The following is a 15634-nucleotide window of genomic DNA, read 5'->3' as shown; positions in this document are numbered from 1 at the left end:
AATCGGGTCTTAGCGCGAACCTCCGTCGGGGGGCGGGCACCACTATCACCGGCCGGCTGCACGGATCAATTCCGGCGCCGGTCGGGCGGGCCGCCCCCCTCTTCTTCAGGGGGACCATTCGTGACCAAGACGTTCAAGACCTTGCTGCTGCTCGGCGCCGCCGGCCTCGCCGCGCCCGCGCTCGCCCAGACCGCGACGCCCGCGACCGATGCTGCCGCCACCGACACCACCGCCACGCCCGACGCCGCCGCCGATCTCGGCGACATCGTCGTCACCGCCGAACGCCGCTCGGAGAATCTGCAGCGCGTGCCGCTGTCGGTCGCGGTCGTCGGCGGCAGCGATCTGCGCGCCTTCCAGGCGGGCGGCGAGGACATCCTCGCGCTGTCGGGCCGCGTGCCCGGCCTCTATATCGAGACGACCACCGGCCGCATCTTCCCGCGCTTCTACATCCGTGGCCTCGGCAATATCGATTTCTACCTCGGCGCGAGCCAGCCGGTGTCGATCATCCAGGACGATGTCGTCCTCGAACATGTCGCGCTCAAGTCCAACCCGGTGTTCGACGTCAATCAGGTCGAGGTGCTGCGCGGCCCGCAGGGCTCGCTGTTCGGCCGCAACACGACCGCGGGCATCATCAAGTTCGACACGATCCGCCCGAGCCAGACGTGGCAGGGCCGCGTCGCCGCCTCGGCGGGCAGCCTCGGCACCTTCACCTATGACGCCGGCGTCGGCGGCCCGCTCGTGCAGGACAAGGTGGCGATCCGCCTGTCGGGCCTGCTCCAGCACCGCAACGACTGGGTCGACAACAGCTTCGCCGGCACCAGCCAGGACGGTACGCGCACGCCGCAGAAGAACGCCATGGGCGGCTTCGACGAGCGCGACGTGCGCTTGCAGGTGCTGCTGACCCCGAGCGACGCCTTCTCGGTCAACGTCTCGGGGCACGCCCGCGGCTATCACGGCACCTCGACGATCTTCCACCGCGCCGCGCTGCGCAAGGGCTCGAACTCGGTCTCGGCCGAGCCGCGCGACCGCATCGCGCTCGACGAGGGCAACAACAACCCGCAGGATTACGACACCTACGGCACCTCGGTGAACGCGGCCTATGACTTCGGCCCGGTCACGCTGACCTCGATCAGCGCCTATGAGACCACCTCCGGCTACAGCCGCGGCGATACCGATGGCGGCGCCGGCGCCAACTTCCCGGTCAACGGCGTCGCCAACGGCTTCGGCCAGAGCCAGGGCAACATCCGCGCGCTCGGCCAATATACGCAGGAGGTGCGGCTCGCCTCGCAGGCCGGCCAGCGCTTCACCTGGCAGGTCGGCGGCTTCTACTTCCGCCAGAACGACACGACCGACTTCTACCAGCGCAGCTATTTCCTCACCACGGCGGCGCGCAATCCCAACAATTGGGTGCGCCTGCGCGACATCAACACCAGCTGGGCGGCCTTCGGTCAGGCGAGCTTCAAGGTGACCGACGCGTTCACGATCACCGGCGGCGCACGCTATACGCAGGACATCAAGCGCACCACGCTGGTCAAGCCGGTGTTCAACGTCGCCGGCACGGTCAACCAGTTCCGCCTGATCAACCCGACCGCGCCGACGTCGGTGCGGCTGGAAGGCAAGGAGCCGAGCTGGGACGTGTCGGCGCTCTACACGATCGATCCGTCGAGCAGCGTCTACGCCCGCGTCGCGCGCGGCTTCCGCGGCCCGACGATCCAGGGCCGCTCGGCGGTGTTCAACTCGCCCTTCACCACCGCGTCGAGCGAGACGATCACCTCCTATGAGGTCGGCGCCAAGGGCATCTTCCTCGACGGCCGGCTGCGGCTCAATTCGTCGCTGTTCACCTATACGGTCCACGACATCCAGCTCAACGGCAACGACGTCAACGGCAATGGCGTGCTGTTCAACGCCGACAAGGCGCGCGCCTGGGGTGTTGAGATCGACAGCGAGTTCCGCCCGGTCCGCAACCTCACGCTGACGCTCGGCGCCAGCGCGCTCAAGTCGAAGATCGAGGACAAGCGCGTCTATGCGCAGGTCTGCATCCTCAACGGCGTGGTGGTCTGCACGGTGCAGGATCCGACGATCAAGGTCGGTGCCAACACCTTCGCGCAGATCGACGGCAATCCGCTGCCCAATGCGCCGCGCTGGAACCTCGACGCCACCGCCCGCTACGACCTGCCGCTGTCGAACGACGGCAAGCTGTTCGTCGCCACCGACTGGAACATCCAGGGCTATACCAACTTCGTCCTCTACAAGACCAAGGAGTTCTACGCCGACGGTAACTTCGAAGGCGGCGTGAAGGTCGGCTACACCTCGCCCGACAACAATTACGAGATCGCGGCGTTTGCGCGCAACATCACCAACGAGAAGAACCTCAAGGGCGTGATCGAGAATTACATGGCGGCGGTGTTCAACGAACCGCGCGTGATCGGCGTCTCGCTGAGCGGCCGGTTCCGGTAATCCGGGGGGTGCGCTTCGGTCTGCCGGGGCGCACCTGTCGGTCTTTTCCGGAGACACCGGCACGCGTCAGACGTGACGGATCGCTTTCGGCGATATTCCGCAAGAGCGATCTTCCCGCGAAAAGCACCACCTCACCCCCCTGACGCGCCACCCCGGCGAAGGCCGGGGTCCAGATGGGTGACGGTAGGCATTATCCAATGGCGTTTTCCCAACTGGGCCACGCCTCCGCCGGGGCGGTCCGTGAAAACCGCTGACGCCTTACGCCGCCGGGAGTATAGCAGCTGCGCAGAACAGAAGTGCACTGCTCCCTGTCTCTGGGCGGCCTCCAGCGCGGGAGCACCAGACACCGCACGCTTCCCGAACAAAGCAGAGACAAAAAAGGCCGGTGGATCGCTCCACCGGCCTGTCTTCATTGCAGCGACTGGGTTACGCCGCCTGCTTCGCCCGGCTGGCGCGCTTGCGCTCGTTCGGGTCGAGGAAGCGCTTGCGCAGGCGGATCGTCTTCGGCGTGACTTCGACCATCTCGTCGTCGTCGATATAGGCGATCGCCTGTTCCAGCGTCATCTTCTTCGGCGGGGTGAGGCGGATCGCATCGTCCTTGCCGCCGCTGGCGCGGAAGTTGGTCAGCTGCTTCGCCTTCATCGGATTGACCTCGAGGTCATCCGTCTTGGCGTTCTCGCCGATGATCATGCCCTCGTAGAGCGCCTCGCCATGGCCGACGAACAGCACGCCGCGATCCTCGAGCGGGCCGAGCGCATAGCCCTGCGCCTCGCCGGCCCCGTTGGAGATCAGCACGCCGTTCTTGCGGCCTTCGATCGTGCCCTTGTGCGGACCGTATTTCTCGAACAGCCGGTTCATGATGCCAGTGCCGCGCGTGTCCGACAGGAACTCGCCGTGATAGCCAATCATGCCGCGCGACGGCGCCGAGAAGGTGATGCGCGTCTTGCCGCCGGTCGACGGACGCATGTCGGTCAGCTCCGCCTTCCGCAGGTTCATCTTCTCGACGACGGTGCCCGAATGCTCCTCGTCGACGTCGATGATGACGGTCTCATACGGCTCGGTCTTCTTGCCGTTCTCGTCCTCGCCGAACAGCACGCGCGGGCGGCTGATGCCGAGCTCGAAGCCCTCGCGGCGCATCGTCTCGATCAGCACGCCGAGCTGAAGCTCGCCACGGCCGGCGACTTCGAAGCTGTCGCGGTCGGCGGCTTCGGTCACCTTGATCGCGACGTTCGATTCGGCTTCGCGCAGCAGGCGATCGCGGATCATGCGGCTGGTCACCTTGGTGCCCTCGCGACCCGCCATCGGCGAATCGTTGACCGCGAAGCGCATCGACAGCGTCGGCGGATCGATCGGCTGCGCGTGCAGCGGCTCGGTAACGGTCGTGTCGGCGATCGTATTGGCGACGGTGGCGACGGCGAGGCCGGCGAGGCTGATGATGTCACCCGCCTTGGCTTCCTCGACCGGCACGCGGTCGAGGCCGCGGAACGACAGGATCTTCGACGCGCGGCCCGTCTCGATGATGTTGCCGTCGTTGTCGAGCGCGTGGATCGGCTGGTTGAGCTTCACCGTGCCCGAATTCACGCGCCCGGTGAGGATGCGGCCGAGGAAATTGTCGCGGTCGAGCAGCGTCACCAGGAAGGTGAACGGCACGTCCTCCACTTCCACCTTGGGGGCGGGGACGTGATTGACGATCGTCTCGAACATCGGGATCAGCGTGCCTTCGCGCGCGTCCATGTCGGTCGAGGCATAGCCGTTGCGGCCCGAGGCGTAGAGCACCGGGAAGTCGAGCTGCTCGTCATTGGCGTCGAGCGACACGAACAGGTCGAACACCTCGTCGAGCACTTCCTGGATGCGCGCGTCGGGACGGTCGACCTTGTTGACGACGACGATCGGCTTGAGGCCGAGCGCCAGCGCCTTGCCGGTGACGAACTTGGTCTGCGGCATCGCGCCTTCCGACGAATCGACCAGCAGGACGACACCGTCGACCATGCTGAGGATGCGCTCCACCTCGCCGCCGAAATCGGCGTGGCCGGGCGTGTCGACGATATTGATCCGCACCGTCTCGCCGCCGCCCGGAGGCGCCCAGTCGACCGAGGTCGGCTTGGCGAGAATGGTGATCCCACGCTCCTTTTCGAGGTCGTTCGAATCCATGGCGCGCTCTTCGACACGCTGGTTGTCGCGGAAGGTGCCGGACTGGCGGAAGAGCTGGTCGACCAGCGTCGTCTTGCCGTGATCGACGTGCGCGATGATCGCCACGTTGCGGAGGCTCATGGGAATTCCTGAATCAATGGAGCTTGGATTGCGCGCCCCCATAGACGAAATGTTGCGCCGCGGGAAGGGGAGGCGTTCGGGGCCCCTCCCCGCCCGGCCATTGCGCAGCACCGCCTGCGCGTATTACAGCTCCAACACACTTGCCGTCGCGCGCGAACGCGACCATTTTGCGCAAAGCTGGTTGGGAGACGAATGGCATGGCGACAAATCTGGACACGCCCGAACGCGACCTGGTGCTGACGCCGCCCGATCCGGTGCCGACCGTCGCCGCCGAGCGCGCCGCCGGGCTGGTGCCGATCGACGATGCCAAGAAGACGCAGCTCGAACAGCGCGTCGACGCCTTCGTCGCCGATCTCGTTGCCGAGGACGTCAACAGCCCCGAATTCGGCAAGCGCGTCGATGCGATCACCGCGATGGGCGCCAAGGAGATCCGCGAGGCGGCCGGCCAGTCCAACCGCTTCCTCGACCGGCCGATCCGCGCGATGGATAAGGACAGCGGCGTCGGCGCCGATCTCGCCCAATTGCGCCGCGTCATCGAAGAGCTCGATCCCGGCCGCAAGGGCGCGCTGTCCGGCCCCAAGAAGATCTTCGGCATCATCCCCTTCGGGTCGAAGATGCGTGATTATTTCGAAAGCTACCAATCGTCGCAGACGCATATCAGCGCGATCCTCAAGAACCTCGCCGCCGGCAAGGACGAGCTGCTGATGGACAATGCCGCGATCGATACCGAGCGCGCCAATCTGTGGAGTGCGATGGGCCGGCTCGAACAGATGATCCACCTCAGCAAGGCGATGGACGCCAGGCTTGAGGACAAGGCGAACGAGCTCGACGCGACCGATCCCGCCAAGGCCAAGGCGATCCGCGAAACCGCGCTCTTCTACACCCGCCAGCGCACGCAGGACCTGCTCACCCAGATGGCGGTGACGGTGCAGGGCTATCTCGCGCTCGATCTGGTCAAGAAGAACAACGTCGAGCTGGTCAAGGGCGTCGACCGCGCCTCGACCACCACCGTGTCGGCGCTGCGCACCGCGGTGACGGTCGCGCAGGCGCTGACCAACCAGAAGCTGGTGCTGGAGAGCATCACCCAGCTCAACACCACCACCGCCAACATCATCGATTCGACCGGCAAGCTGCTGCGCTCGAACACCGCAGCGATCCACGAACAGGCCGCCGCATCGACCATCCCGCTGGAAACGCTGCAGCGCGCCTTCCAGAACATCTACGACACGATGGATGCGATCGACACGTTCAAGCTCAAGGCACTCGATTCGATGAAGACCACCGTCACCACGCTCGGCAACGAGGTCGAGAAGTCGAAAGGCTATATCGCCCGTGCCGAGGGCGCGAACCAGGCCGCGCTCAAGGGGCCGGGCGCGACCGATACCTTTCGGCTCGAGGCGGTGTAAGCGATGACCGAGGTCGACCAGCAGATCGAGCGCGCCCGCGCGGTGATGGCGCGGATCAGCGAGGATTATCGCGGTCAGGCCGGCGCCGCCTATCGCGCGCACGGCAAGCGGATCAAGCGCCGCGCGACCAGCGTCGGTCGGCGGCTGGCGCTGATCTGCGCGGTCGATGCGCTGATCCTGATCGCCGCCGCGGTGATCGGCATGATCGTCCCGCTCGGCCTGTTCGGCGCGCTCGCCGTGCTGCTGCTGATGGCGGCGGTGACGATCGGCATCGCGCTCGCGCCCGTCGCCCGCGCCCCCAGCGAGAAGGTGCTGCGCGAGGCGGACATCAAGGCGCTGCCCGCCAAGACCGAACGCTGGCTGGAAGCACAGCGCCCCGCTCTGCCCGCCCCGGCGCGCGGGCTGGTCGACCAGATCGGCGTGCGGCTCGAGACGCTGTCGCCGCAGCTCGGCCGGCTCGACGGCAAGGAGGAGGCCGCCTATGAGGTGCGCCGGCTGATCGGCGAGCAGCTCCCCGCCTTCGTCAACGATTATGCCCGCGTCCCCGAACCGCTCCGCCGCGTCGAGCGCAACGGCCGCACGCCGGACGCCGAGCTGATCGCCGGCCTGCAACTGATCGAGCGCGAGATCGCCGACATGACCGCGCGGCTCGCGCAGAGTGACCTCGACAGCCTGTCGACCCGCGGCCGCTATCTGGAGATCAAATACCGCGACGAGGGGCATGGCGCGGGGTGATGGTGGGCGATGACGGGCTCGAACCGCCGACATTCTCGGTGTAAACGAGACGCTCTACCAACTGAGCTAATCGCCCCCTCTGGGGAGAACCCGCGTCATACCGTCATTTTCGGGACGGGCAAGCGGCGGATCGCCTCCCGCCCGATCAATCCGCCAGCGGCGCATCCGGCAGATAACCGACCTTGCTGATCGCGGTGCCGTCGGGGTTCTTGCCGGCGCGGTAGAAGGCGCTGACCTTCTGGCGCTGGGCCCAGGTGAGTTCGTCCCAGTCGGCGCGATCGTTGCTGGGGTGGCGCTGGCCGACCGCCACCCGGTCGGTCGCCCCGGCCTTCGCCGGCGCCGGCCGCGGCCTGGGGCGGCCGATGCCCTTGTCCTTCAGCTCGTCGTCGAACTCTCCCTCGCCCACCGCCTGTTCGAACATGGTGAGGAATTCGGCGAAGCGATCGACCGGCAGGTGATTGGTCGCGGCGCCGTTGATCTCCAGCACCTCGCCGCCGACCTTGACGGTGAAGGCGACGACGTTGTTCTTGATCTGCCACCAGCGGCTGGCGACGCGCGTCTGATCGTCACCGCGGCTGGCGAATTGCTCGCGCGCGCGGCGGATGCCGTCGAGCACCGGCTTGCGGATCTTGCCGGGATCCTCGACCTGATTGTTGAAGGCATCCGCCAGACCGACATTGTCGATGAAGCCCGCCAAAGTCCCTTTGATGCCCATAACGCTCCCTCGTCAGGGAAGGGCGGCTACGCATCAAAACTTACCGATTGGTCAACATTTGCGGCCTGCGGCCGCCCCTCATCCCATCGCCTCGATCTTGCGCATCGCCAGCATATAGGCGCGCATCGCCTCGCTCGCGCGCGGCGAGAGCGTCATGAAGGCGCGGCGGCGATCGGTCGGATCGGGATGGCGGATGAACAGGCCGAGTTCGGTCATCTTGGCGATCCAGCGCAAGGCGGTGGTCGGCGCGACGCCGGCGGCGATGCACAGGCTCGACACGCTGACCTGTGCGCCCTCCAATTCGGCGGCGAACAGGTCGAGCAGCATGTCCCAGGCCGGGTCCTCGAACAGCGCCTCGCCGCCGAACTGGCCGAAGAACTTGCTGCGCAGCTGGCGGCACTGGATCAGCCGGCGCACCTCCTGCGCGCGCACCGCGGCGCCGACCGCCGGCTCGCTGCCGTAACTGGCGCGGCGATCGCCGAGGTCGGCGGGGGTGCCGCTCATCCGCATCACCTCGGCGGCGAAGCGCGAGATGCGCGCCATGCCGTCGGTCAGCCGGCGCAACCGCTCCTCGTCGGTCTCGCGGATATTGGGCTGGTACGGCTCGCGCTCGGTCTGCACCGCGTCGCGCAGCCGGTCGCGCAGCCGCGGCCGTGCCGGACGCATCGCCGCGACAAGGCTGGTGACGCGCTGCTGCGGATCGGGATCGCAGAGCAGGTCGGCGGCGGCGCCGAGCAGGTGCCGCGCGATGACGTCGATCTGCACGCCGTCGAAGGCGATCACCGCGGCGACGTCATGCTCGGCCAGATGCGCGGCGATCAGCGGCAGCGTCTCGTCGAGCACCGGCGCGGCGAGGCCGCTCGCCTCGACGACGATGACGTGCCGGCCGGCGAGCAGCGGCAGCGTCGCGGCCACCTGCGCCCAGCCGATCCGCCGCAACAGCCGGCCGCCCGCCTGCGCGACGGCCGTCTCGAACGGGACCGAAACCGGGGGTTCGGCGATCAGCAGCACCGGGCGCCCTCGATCGACATAGGATCGCGTTCGCTCTTCGGTCTCATCGATTGTGGTAAACGTCGCGGTCCCCATGTTCGTAGGATAAGCGGCACGGCAAACGGATCGCGTCTATTCACCTCCATTTCCGGCCCACTCATGGACCTGAAAACATTGGTTCCGACCTTATCATCTCCAGAATGGATATACCGCAGAGTCAGTCGAGTGATTTAACGATTTCCTCCACCATCTTTTTAGCGTCGGCGAGCAGCATCATGGTATTGTCTCTGTAGAAAACATCGTTGTCGACGCCGGCATAGCCGACCCCGCCCATCGACCGTTTGATGAACAGGACGGTCTTGGCCTTCTCGACGTCGAGCACCGGCATGCCGTAGATCGGCGAGCTGCGGTCGGTTTTCGCGGCCGGGTTGGTGACGTCGTTGGCGCCGATGACGAAGGCGACGTCGGTTTGCGCGAATTCGGAGTTGATGTCCTCCAGCTCGAACACCTCGTCATAGGGAACGTTCGCCTCGGCGAGCAGCACGTTCATATGCCCCGGCATCCGCCCGGCGACCGGGTGGATGGCATATTTGACGCGGACGCCGTGCGCCTTGAGCTTGTCGGCCATCTCGCGCAGCACGTGCTGCGCCTGCGCCACCGCCATGCCATAGCCGGGCACGATGATGACCTGTTCGGCCTGGCTCATCAGGAAGGCGGCATCCTCGGCGCTGCCGCGCTTCCACGGCCGGTCGACCTTGGCGCCGTCACCGCCGCCGCCGCTCTCCGCGCCGAACCCGCCGGCGATGACGCTGACGAAGCTGCGGTTCATCGCCCGGCACATGATGTAGCTGAGGATCGCGCCCGACGATCCGACCAGCGCGCCGGTGATGATCATCGCGCTATTGTGCAGCGTGAAGCCCATCGCCGCCGCCGCCCAGCCCGAATAGCTGTTGAGCATGCTGACCACCACCGGCATGTCGGCCCCGCCGATCGGCACGATCAGCAGGAAGCCGATCGCGAAGGACAGGATGGTGATCGTCCAGAAGATCCACGCGCTCTGATCCTGGGTGAAGGCGACGATCAGCACCAGGATCGCGGCGAGCACGCCGAGGTTGATGAGATGGCGACCGGGCAGCAGGATCGGCTTGCCACCCATGTTGCCGTTGAGCTTGAGGAAGGCGATGACGCTGCCCGAGAAGGTGATCGCGCCGATCGCGACGCCGAGGCCCATTTCGATCCGGCTGACGGTGTGGATCACCGCGAACGGCTGGCCGATCATCGGGATCACCCGATCCGCGATGCCGAAGGCGAGCGGGTTGAGGAAGGCGGCGGCGGCGACGAGGACGGCGGCAAGCCCGACGAGGCTGTGGAACGCCGCGACGAGCTGCGGCATCGCCGTCATCGCGATGCGGCGCGCGGTGACGATGCCGATGGCGGCGCCGATACCGATCGCGGCGAGCAATTCGGCGATCGTCGCGCTGTTCAGGCCTCCGCCGTCTGCCGCTGGCACGTGCGTCACCAGCGTCGTCACCACCGCGATCGTCATGCCGATCATGCCGAAGCGGTTGCCGCGCTGGCTCGACACCGGCGACGACAGGCCGCGCAGCGCGAGGATGAAGCACATTCCCGCGATCAGATAGGCGAGTGCCGCCCAAGGATTGCCCGCTACCTGCTCCATGTACCCCCCAACCGTCATCCCGGCGAAGGCCGGGATCCACCACGCCGCGAGCGCTGGTGGATGAATGGACCCCGACCTTGGCCGGGGCGACGAAATCAGTGTTTCGAGGCCGCCGCCGGCCGATCCTTCTTCTTGTACATCGCGAGCATCCGCTGCGTCACCGCGAAGCCGCCGAAGATGTTGACGCTGGCCAGCACCACGGCGAGCAGCCCCAGCCATTTCGACCCGGCGCTTCCCGCCGCCGCCCCGGCGATCAGCGCCCCGACGATGATCACGCTGGAGATGGCGTTGGTCACCGCCATCAGCGGCGTATGCAGCGCCGGCGTCACCGACCAGACGACATAATAGCCGACGAAGCAGGCCATCACGAAGATCGACAGGATCGCAACGAAATCCATCTATTCCTCCCCGGAACGGGGAGGGGGACCGCTCGCCGCAGGCGAGTGGTGGAGGGGCGTCGCCGCATACGCGCGGATCGCGGTGGTAACCGCATCCATGTCCCGCAATATGGCGACGGCACCGATCCGCAGCACCCTGTACCCGTTCTCTTCCATGAACCTGTCGCGAACGGCGTCGCGACCCGGCCGATCGCCGCGGCCGTGCGCTTCACCATCGACCTCGATGACCAATTTCCGCTCCGCACAGAAGAAGTCGGCAGCGTAAGGGCCGATCGGATGCTGCCGACGAAACCGGAGCTGGCGTTGCTGCCGCCGAAGCTGTTGCCACAGCAGCACTTCGGGCAGGCTCATTTCCCGCCGCAGGCGACGGGCTCGCGCCACCTCAAACCGCGGTGTCTGCGGCACGCCCCCTCCACCACCCGGCTGCGCCGGGCGGCCCCCCTCCCCGTGCCGGGGAGGAATGGTCACGACAGCAACCGCGGATGCACTACCCGCCCGCCCTGCGTCAGCCGGATCGCGTCGCCGATCTCCGCGTCGAGCACCGGGCGGCCGGCGTCCTTGTCCCAGAAGGTCGACAGGAAATTGTAGAGGTTGCGCGCGAACAGCGCCGAAGCGTCGGCGGCGAGGCGCGAGGGGACGTTGCGGTGGCCGACGAGGCGGACGCCGTGCCGGTCGACCACCTGCCCCGCCACCGCGCCCTCGACGTTGCCGCCCTGTTCGACCGCCAGGTCGACGATGACGCTGCCGGCGCGCATCGTTGCGATCTGCACGTCGCTGATCAGCCGCGGCGCCGGTCGGCCGGGGATCAGCGCGGTGGTGATGACGATGTCCTGCTTGGCGATATGCGCGGAGACCAGTTCGGCCTGCGCCGCCTTATAGGCGTCGCTCATCTCGCCGGCATAGCCGCCGCTGCCCTCGCCCGCGATCCCCTCGACCGCGTCGACGAAGATCGGCTTGGCGCCGAGCGACTGGATCTGCTCGCGCGTCGCGGCGCGTACGTCGGTGGCGGAGACCTGCGCACCGAGCCGCCGCGCGGTGGCGATCGCCTGCAGGCCGGCGACGCCGACGCCCATCACGAACACCCGCGCCGCCGAGATCGTCCCCGCCGCGGTCATCATCATCGGCAGCGCGCGGTCATATTCGGCGGCGGCGTCGAGCACCGCCTTGTAGCCGGAGAGGTTGGACTGCGACGACAGGATGTCCATCGCCTGAGCGCGGGTGATGCGCGGCATCAGCTCCATCGCCAGCGCCTCGACGCCGGCCGCGGCATAGGCATCGACGCGGTCGCGGTGGCCGAACGGGTCGAGCGCGGCGACGATCCACGCCCCCGGCGCCGCGCCCTGCAGGGCGGCCGGCTCCGGCCCCTGCACGCCCAGCACGATCTGCGCATCCGCGACCACCGCCGAGCGCTCGGCGACGCGCGCCCCCGCGGCGGCATAGGCCGCGTCGGGACAGGCCGCGGCATCCCCCGCGCCGCGCTCGACCGCCACCTGCGCGCCGAGGGCGATGAATTTCCTGACGGTTTCGGGGGTCGCCGCGACCCGCCGTTCGCCGTCTGCTGCTTCCTTGAGGACGGCGATCTTCATGGCGGCGGCTATGCGATCAGCCAGATCACCAGCGCGACGATCACCGCACAGGCGATCGCACCCCAGAACAGCATCTTGGTGACGCTGATATAGGTCGATTCATGCGCCTTGAGGTCGCCATTGCCGGCCATCATCCATCCCTCATCTGTCATGGCCTGTCCGCCATTGTCGACGATACCTGCCCGCAAAGCCGCGCGGCCGTCAAGACGATGCCCTCAATTCGGGTTTAAGTCGGCCTTTACCCGTGACTTGTATCAGATGCCCCGAACCGGGACGGGAAAGAATCATGACGCGCAATGGACAGCGCCTGCTTTTGCTGATCGACGACGAGCCGGCGCAACGCCGCCTCGTCTCGGCGCTCGCCGCGCGCGCCGGCTGGCGATCGATCTTCGCCGACGATGGCGAGATGGCGCTCGCACAGCTCGGCACGCAGGACGGGATGCAGCTCGATGCGATCCTGCTCGATCACTGGGCGCCAGACGCCGATGCCGCGCCGCTGATCGCCGAGCTCCGCGAGCGGCGTCCGGCGCTGCCGCTGCTGATGCTCACCGCCAACGGATCGGTCGCGCATGCGGTCGCCGCGATGCGTGCCGGGGCGACCGACTTCCTGGTCAAGCCGCTCGCGCCCGAACGGCTGCTCGCTGCGCTCGAATCGGCGGTCGCCGGCACCGCCGCGGGCGAATTGCGGCCGCTGACCGAAAAGATCCCGGCGCTGCTCGCCTTCGACGAGATCGTCGGCTCCTCGCCCGACTTCCGCGCCGCGCTGGCGATCGCCGCCAAGGCGGCGCGCGCCCGCGTGCCGGTGCTGGTCGAGGGCGAGAGCGGCGTCGGCAAGGAGGTGGTCGCCGACGCGATCCACGCCGCCAGCCCGCGCGCCAAGAAACCGATCGTCACCGTCAATTGCGGCGCGATCCCCGCCAATCTGGTCGAATCGGAATTGTTCGGCCATGAGCGCGGCGCCTTCACCGGCGCGTTCGAACGCAAGATCGGCAAGTTCGCCGATGCCGACGGCGGCACCATCCTGCTCGACGAGATCGGCGAGATGCCGCTGGAAACGCAGGTCAAGCTGTTGCGCGTGCTGCAATCGGGCGAGATCCAGCCGATCGGCGCGCGGCATGCGCGCGAGGTCGACGTCCGCGTCATCGCCGCGACCAACAAGAAACTGCTCGAGGAGGTCGAGGCGGGGCGGTTCCGCGAGGATCTCTATTACCGGCTCAACGTCGTCCAGGTGACGATCCCGCCGCTGCGCGAACGGCTTGCCGACGTGCCGGCGCTCGCCCGCCATCTGCTCGCGCGGATCGCGCAGCAACCGGGGCTGCGGCCGCTTGGCATCACCGACGATGCGCTCGCGCTGCTCGTCCAGTACGACTGGCCGGGCAACGTCCGGCAGCTGCAGAACGCGCTGTTCCGCGCCGCGGTGCTGTGCGAGGGCGCGGCGCTGACCCGCTCCGACTTTCCGCAGATCGCCGCGCTCGGCAACCGGCGCGGCGCCGCGACCGGATCGGCCAATGGCTCGGCGGGCGGCATCACCCTGTTCCGGCCCGACGGCAATCTGCGCCCGCTCGAGGATATCGAGGCCGATGTCATCCGCCTCGCCATCGGCCATTATCGCGGCCGGATGACCGAGGTGGCGCGCCGGCTCGGCATCGGCCGCTCGACGCTCTACCGCAAGCTCGGCGAACTCGGCATCGACAACGCCGCCTGACTTTCCGCAATGCGCCCGCCCCTCTATGAAGAGAATCATGCCGGCGCGTCACATCCTCGTCACCGGTGCCGCCTCCGGCATCGGCCTCGCCACCGCGACGCAGCTCGCTACCGGGGACACGCGGCTGGTGCTGGTCGATCGCGATGCCGCGGCCCTGGCGCGTGTCGCGCTGCCCGGCGCGGTCGAGACGCTGGCCGGCGACGTCGCCGACGAGCGCTTCTGGGAGGAGGCCGCATCGCGGCTCGCCGGGATCGATGCGGCAGTGGTGAATGCCGGCGTCGCCGGGGCGGGTGCGATCACCGATCTCGCCTTCGCCGAATGGCGGCGCATCCTCGGCGTCAATCTCGACGGCGCGTTCCTGACGCTGCGCGCGGCGATGCGCGCGATGACCGGCGGCGGTGCGATCGTCGCGACCGCCTCGGCGGCGGGGATCAAGCCCGAAGCCGGCGTCGCCGCCTATGGCGCGTCGAAGGCGGGGCTCATCCACCTCGTCAAGGTCGCCGCCAAGGAAGGCGCGGCGCGCGGCATCCGCGTCAACGCGATCGCGCCCGCGGGCGTCGAGACGCCGGTGTGGGATGCGGTGCCGATGTTCGCCGACCGTGCCGCGGCGATCGGCCGCGACGCGGCGTTCGCCGAACTGGCCGCGCTCGCGACCCCGCTCGGCCGCTATGCCAAGCCCGCGGAGATCGCCGCGCAGATCGCCTTCCTGCTGTCGGATGCGGCGGCGCTGATCACCGGTGCCTGCCTGGTCAGCGACGGCGGCTATACGCTGTAATCACCACAAGACGCCCTTGACCGGCTTCAGCGGCTCGGGCGCCGGATCGCCGATCGACTGGAGCAGGTCGATCTCGATCGTCCGGCACATCGCGGTCAGCGGCACGTCGTGGACGGTGTTGGCGAAGGGATCGACCAGATCGTCGCCGATCTGCAGCACCGCGAGGAACATCAGCCCGGCGAGCGTCGAGCCGAGCGGCGTCGCATAGCCCAGGGTCTCGACCAGCCCGATCGGCAGCAGGATGCAGAAGATGTGGGTGAACAGCGTCGGGAAGAAGCGATATTGATTGGGCAGCGGCGTGTTCTTGATCCGCTCCATGCCGCCCTGCGCGTTGGCGATATCGACCATCGTCGCTTCCATCCGCGTCTGCTGGATGGTGTCGATCCAGCCGCGGCGGCGGGCATCGTCGACGCGGCGGCCGGTGCCGTCGAGCAGGCCGTTGGCGATGTTGGTGCGGGTCAGCGCCGGTTCGGCCTCGCCGCGCGACAGGAACTTGAGCACCTGCTCGTCGACCGGCTGGCGTCGCAACTGACAGCGCAGCGCGTTCACATAAGCGATCTGGCGGATGACGATCGTCCGGCGCAGGTCGTGCGCCTCGTCCGCCGGCAGGAAGTTGCGCGCCTCACGGCTGAGGCTGCGCGAGGCGTTGATCATCGCGCCCCACAGGACGCGCCCTTCCCACCAGCGCTGATAGGCCGAATTGTCGCGGAAGCCGATCAGCAGCGCGAGCACGGTGCCGAACAGCGTCAGCGGCAGCGACGGCGCCTTGAACTCGAGCGCATAGTAACTGACGGTGACGATGACGTCCCAGATAAACAGGATCACCAGAGGTTTCCAGACCTCGGCGACGACGCGGGTGAAGCGGGGCGTGGTTGCAACGATCATAGTGCGTCCAGATGGGATCGAAGCGGCCCGAAC

Annotated in this window: 14 protein-coding genes and 1 tRNA gene; 5 read left to right on the top strand and 10 right to left on the bottom strand. The window is 67.8% G+C overall.

What is annotated here, in order from left to right:
* The first annotated feature begins 120 nt into the window (after positions 1 to 120).
* Positions 121 to 2457 (top strand): TonB-dependent receptor, encoded by a 2337-nt coding sequence (locus tag V8201_RS00320; protein WP_336544186.1) that lies wholly within the window; start codon positions 121 to 123, stop codon positions 2455 to 2457.
* Positions 2458 to 2883: 426 nt separating this feature from the next.
* On the opposite strand, the gene typA is transcribed toward V8201_RS00320, so the two are convergent.
* Positions 2884 to 4728, bottom strand: a complete 1845-nt coding sequence (gene typA, locus V8201_RS00315; protein WP_037535140.1) for a translational GTPase TypA — start codon at positions 4726 to 4728, stop codon at positions 2884 to 2886.
* 197 nt (positions 4729 to 4925) lie between these two features.
* Here typA and V8201_RS00310 point away from each other — a divergent pair, with 197 nt between their 5' ends.
* Both V8201_RS00310 and V8201_RS00305 read left to right on the top strand, forming a co-directional pair.
* On the top strand, positions 4926 to 6134 hold the full coding sequence (locus V8201_RS00310) for a toxic anion resistance protein (RefSeq protein ID WP_037535141.1): 1209 nt from the start codon (positions 4926 to 4928) through the stop codon (positions 6132 to 6134).
* Between the two features lie 3 nt (positions 6135 to 6137).
* A complete protein-coding gene (locus V8201_RS00305; RefSeq protein WP_037535142.1) occupies positions 6138 to 6869 on the top strand; it encodes a hypothetical protein in 732 nt (243 codons plus the stop codon).
* Here V8201_RS00305 and V8201_RS00300 read toward each other — a convergent pair.
* The 8 genes from V8201_RS00300 to V8201_RS00265 all read right to left on the bottom strand — a co-directional run bounded on the left by V8201_RS00300 (position 6870) and on the right by V8201_RS00265 (position 12388).
* Positions 6870 to 6945 (bottom strand) — tRNA-Val (locus V8201_RS00300).
* A 69-nt stretch (positions 6946 to 7014) separates the two neighbouring features.
* A complete protein-coding gene (locus V8201_RS00295; RefSeq protein WP_271299618.1) occupies positions 7015 to 7584 on the bottom strand; it encodes a hypothetical protein in 570 nt (189 codons plus the stop codon).
* Positions 7585 to 7662: 78 nt separating this feature from the next.
* Positions 7663 to 8595, bottom strand: a complete 933-nt coding sequence (locus V8201_RS00290) for a winged helix DNA-binding protein (protein ID WP_235199774.1) — start codon at positions 8593 to 8595, stop codon at positions 7663 to 7665.
* Between the two features lie 196 nt (positions 8596 to 8791).
* Positions 8792 to 10252 (bottom strand): NAD(P)(+) transhydrogenase (Re/Si-specific) subunit beta, encoded by a 1461-nt coding sequence (locus V8201_RS00285; protein ID WP_271299619.1) that lies wholly within the window; start codon positions 10250 to 10252, stop codon positions 8792 to 8794.
* 95 nt (positions 10253 to 10347) lie between these two features.
* Positions 10348 to 10650 carry an NAD(P) transhydrogenase subunit alpha part 2 gene (locus V8201_RS00280; protein WP_037535146.1) on the bottom strand — a complete coding sequence of 101 codons (303 nt, stop codon included), beginning with the start codon at positions 10648 to 10650 and terminating at the stop codon, positions 10348 to 10350.
* Positions 10651 to 11031 carry an endonuclease domain-containing protein gene (locus V8201_RS00275; protein ID WP_336544521.1) on the bottom strand — a complete coding sequence of 127 codons (381 nt, stop codon included), beginning with the start codon at positions 11029 to 11031 and terminating at the stop codon, positions 10651 to 10653.
* Between the two features lie 83 nt (positions 11032 to 11114).
* Positions 11115 to 12236: an NAD(P) transhydrogenase subunit alpha gene (locus tag V8201_RS00270; protein WP_336544185.1), complete on the bottom strand. Its 1122-nt coding sequence runs from the start codon at positions 12234 to 12236 to the stop codon at positions 11115 to 11117.
* An 8-nt stretch (positions 12237 to 12244) separates the two neighbouring features.
* Positions 12245 to 12388, bottom strand: coding sequence for an aa3-type cytochrome c oxidase subunit IV (locus tag V8201_RS00265; protein ID WP_235199775.1), 144 nt, complete (start codon positions 12386 to 12388; stop codon positions 12245 to 12247).
* A 134-nt stretch (positions 12389 to 12522) separates the two neighbouring features.
* On the opposite strand from V8201_RS00265, the gene V8201_RS00260 reads away from it, so the two are divergent.
* Positions 12523 to 13941: a sigma-54-dependent transcriptional regulator gene (locus V8201_RS00260; protein WP_037535149.1), complete on the top strand. Its 1419-nt coding sequence runs from the start codon at positions 12523 to 12525 to the stop codon at positions 13939 to 13941.
* A gap of 37 nt (positions 13942 to 13978) precedes the next feature.
* Positions 13979 to 14716: an SDR family NAD(P)-dependent oxidoreductase gene (locus tag V8201_RS00255; RefSeq protein WP_271299622.1), complete on the top strand. Its 738-nt coding sequence runs from the start codon at positions 13979 to 13981 to the stop codon at positions 14714 to 14716.
* Here the strand turns inward: V8201_RS00255 and V8201_RS00250 are convergent, their stop codons facing one another.
* Positions 14717 to 15601, bottom strand: a complete 885-nt coding sequence (locus V8201_RS00250) for a bestrophin family protein (protein ID WP_037535151.1) — start codon at positions 15599 to 15601, stop codon at positions 14717 to 14719. It abuts the gene before it with no gap.
* Positions 15602 to 15634 lie beyond the last annotated feature (33 nt).

Origin of the sequence: Sphingomonas kyungheensis, assembly GCF_037120395.1 — a bacterium.
Lineage (GTDB): Bacteria > Pseudomonadota > Alphaproteobacteria > Sphingomonadales > Sphingomonadaceae > Sphingomonas > Sphingomonas kyungheensis.
The sequence above is the reverse complement of the archived record's forward strand: the minus strand, read 5'-3'. Positions and strand labels throughout refer to the sequence as shown.

Coding starts and splice junctions, on each gene's coding strand:
- V8201_RS00265 (WP_235199775.1), bottom strand. CDS start 12,388: ATGACAGATGAGGGATGGATGATGGCCGGCAATGGCGACCTCAAGGCG.
- V8201_RS00305 (WP_037535142.1), top strand. CDS start 6,138: ATGACCGAGGTCGACCAGCAGATCGAGCGCGCCCGCGCGGTGATGGCG.
- V8201_RS00310 (WP_037535141.1), top strand. CDS start 4,926: ATGGCGACAAATCTGGACACGCCCGAACGCGACCTGGTGCTGACGCCG.
- V8201_RS00280 (WP_037535146.1), bottom strand. CDS start 10,650: ATGGATTTCGTTGCGATCCTGTCGATCTTCGTGATGGCCTGCTTCGTC.
- typA (WP_037535140.1), bottom strand. CDS start 4,728: ATGAGCCTCCGCAACGTGGCGATCATCGCGCACGTCGATCACGGCAAG.
- V8201_RS00260 (WP_037535149.1), top strand. CDS start 12,523: ATGACGCGCAATGGACAGCGCCTGCTTTTGCTGATCGACGACGAGCCG.
- V8201_RS00255 (WP_271299622.1), top strand. CDS start 13,979: ATGCCGGCGCGTCACATCCTCGTCACCGGTGCCGCCTCCGGCATCGGC.
- V8201_RS00285 (WP_271299619.1), bottom strand. CDS start 10,252: ATGGAGCAGGTAGCGGGCAATCCTTGGGCGGCACTCGCCTATCTGATC.
- V8201_RS00250 (WP_037535151.1), bottom strand. CDS start 15,601: ATGATCGTTGCAACCACGCCCCGCTTCACCCGCGTCGTCGCCGAGGTC.
- V8201_RS00295 (WP_271299618.1), bottom strand. CDS start 7,584: ATGGGCATCAAAGGGACTTTGGCGGGCTTCATCGACAATGTCGGTCTG.
- V8201_RS00270 (WP_336544185.1), bottom strand. CDS start 12,236: ATGAAGATCGCCGTCCTCAAGGAAGCAGCAGACGGCGAACGGCGGGTC.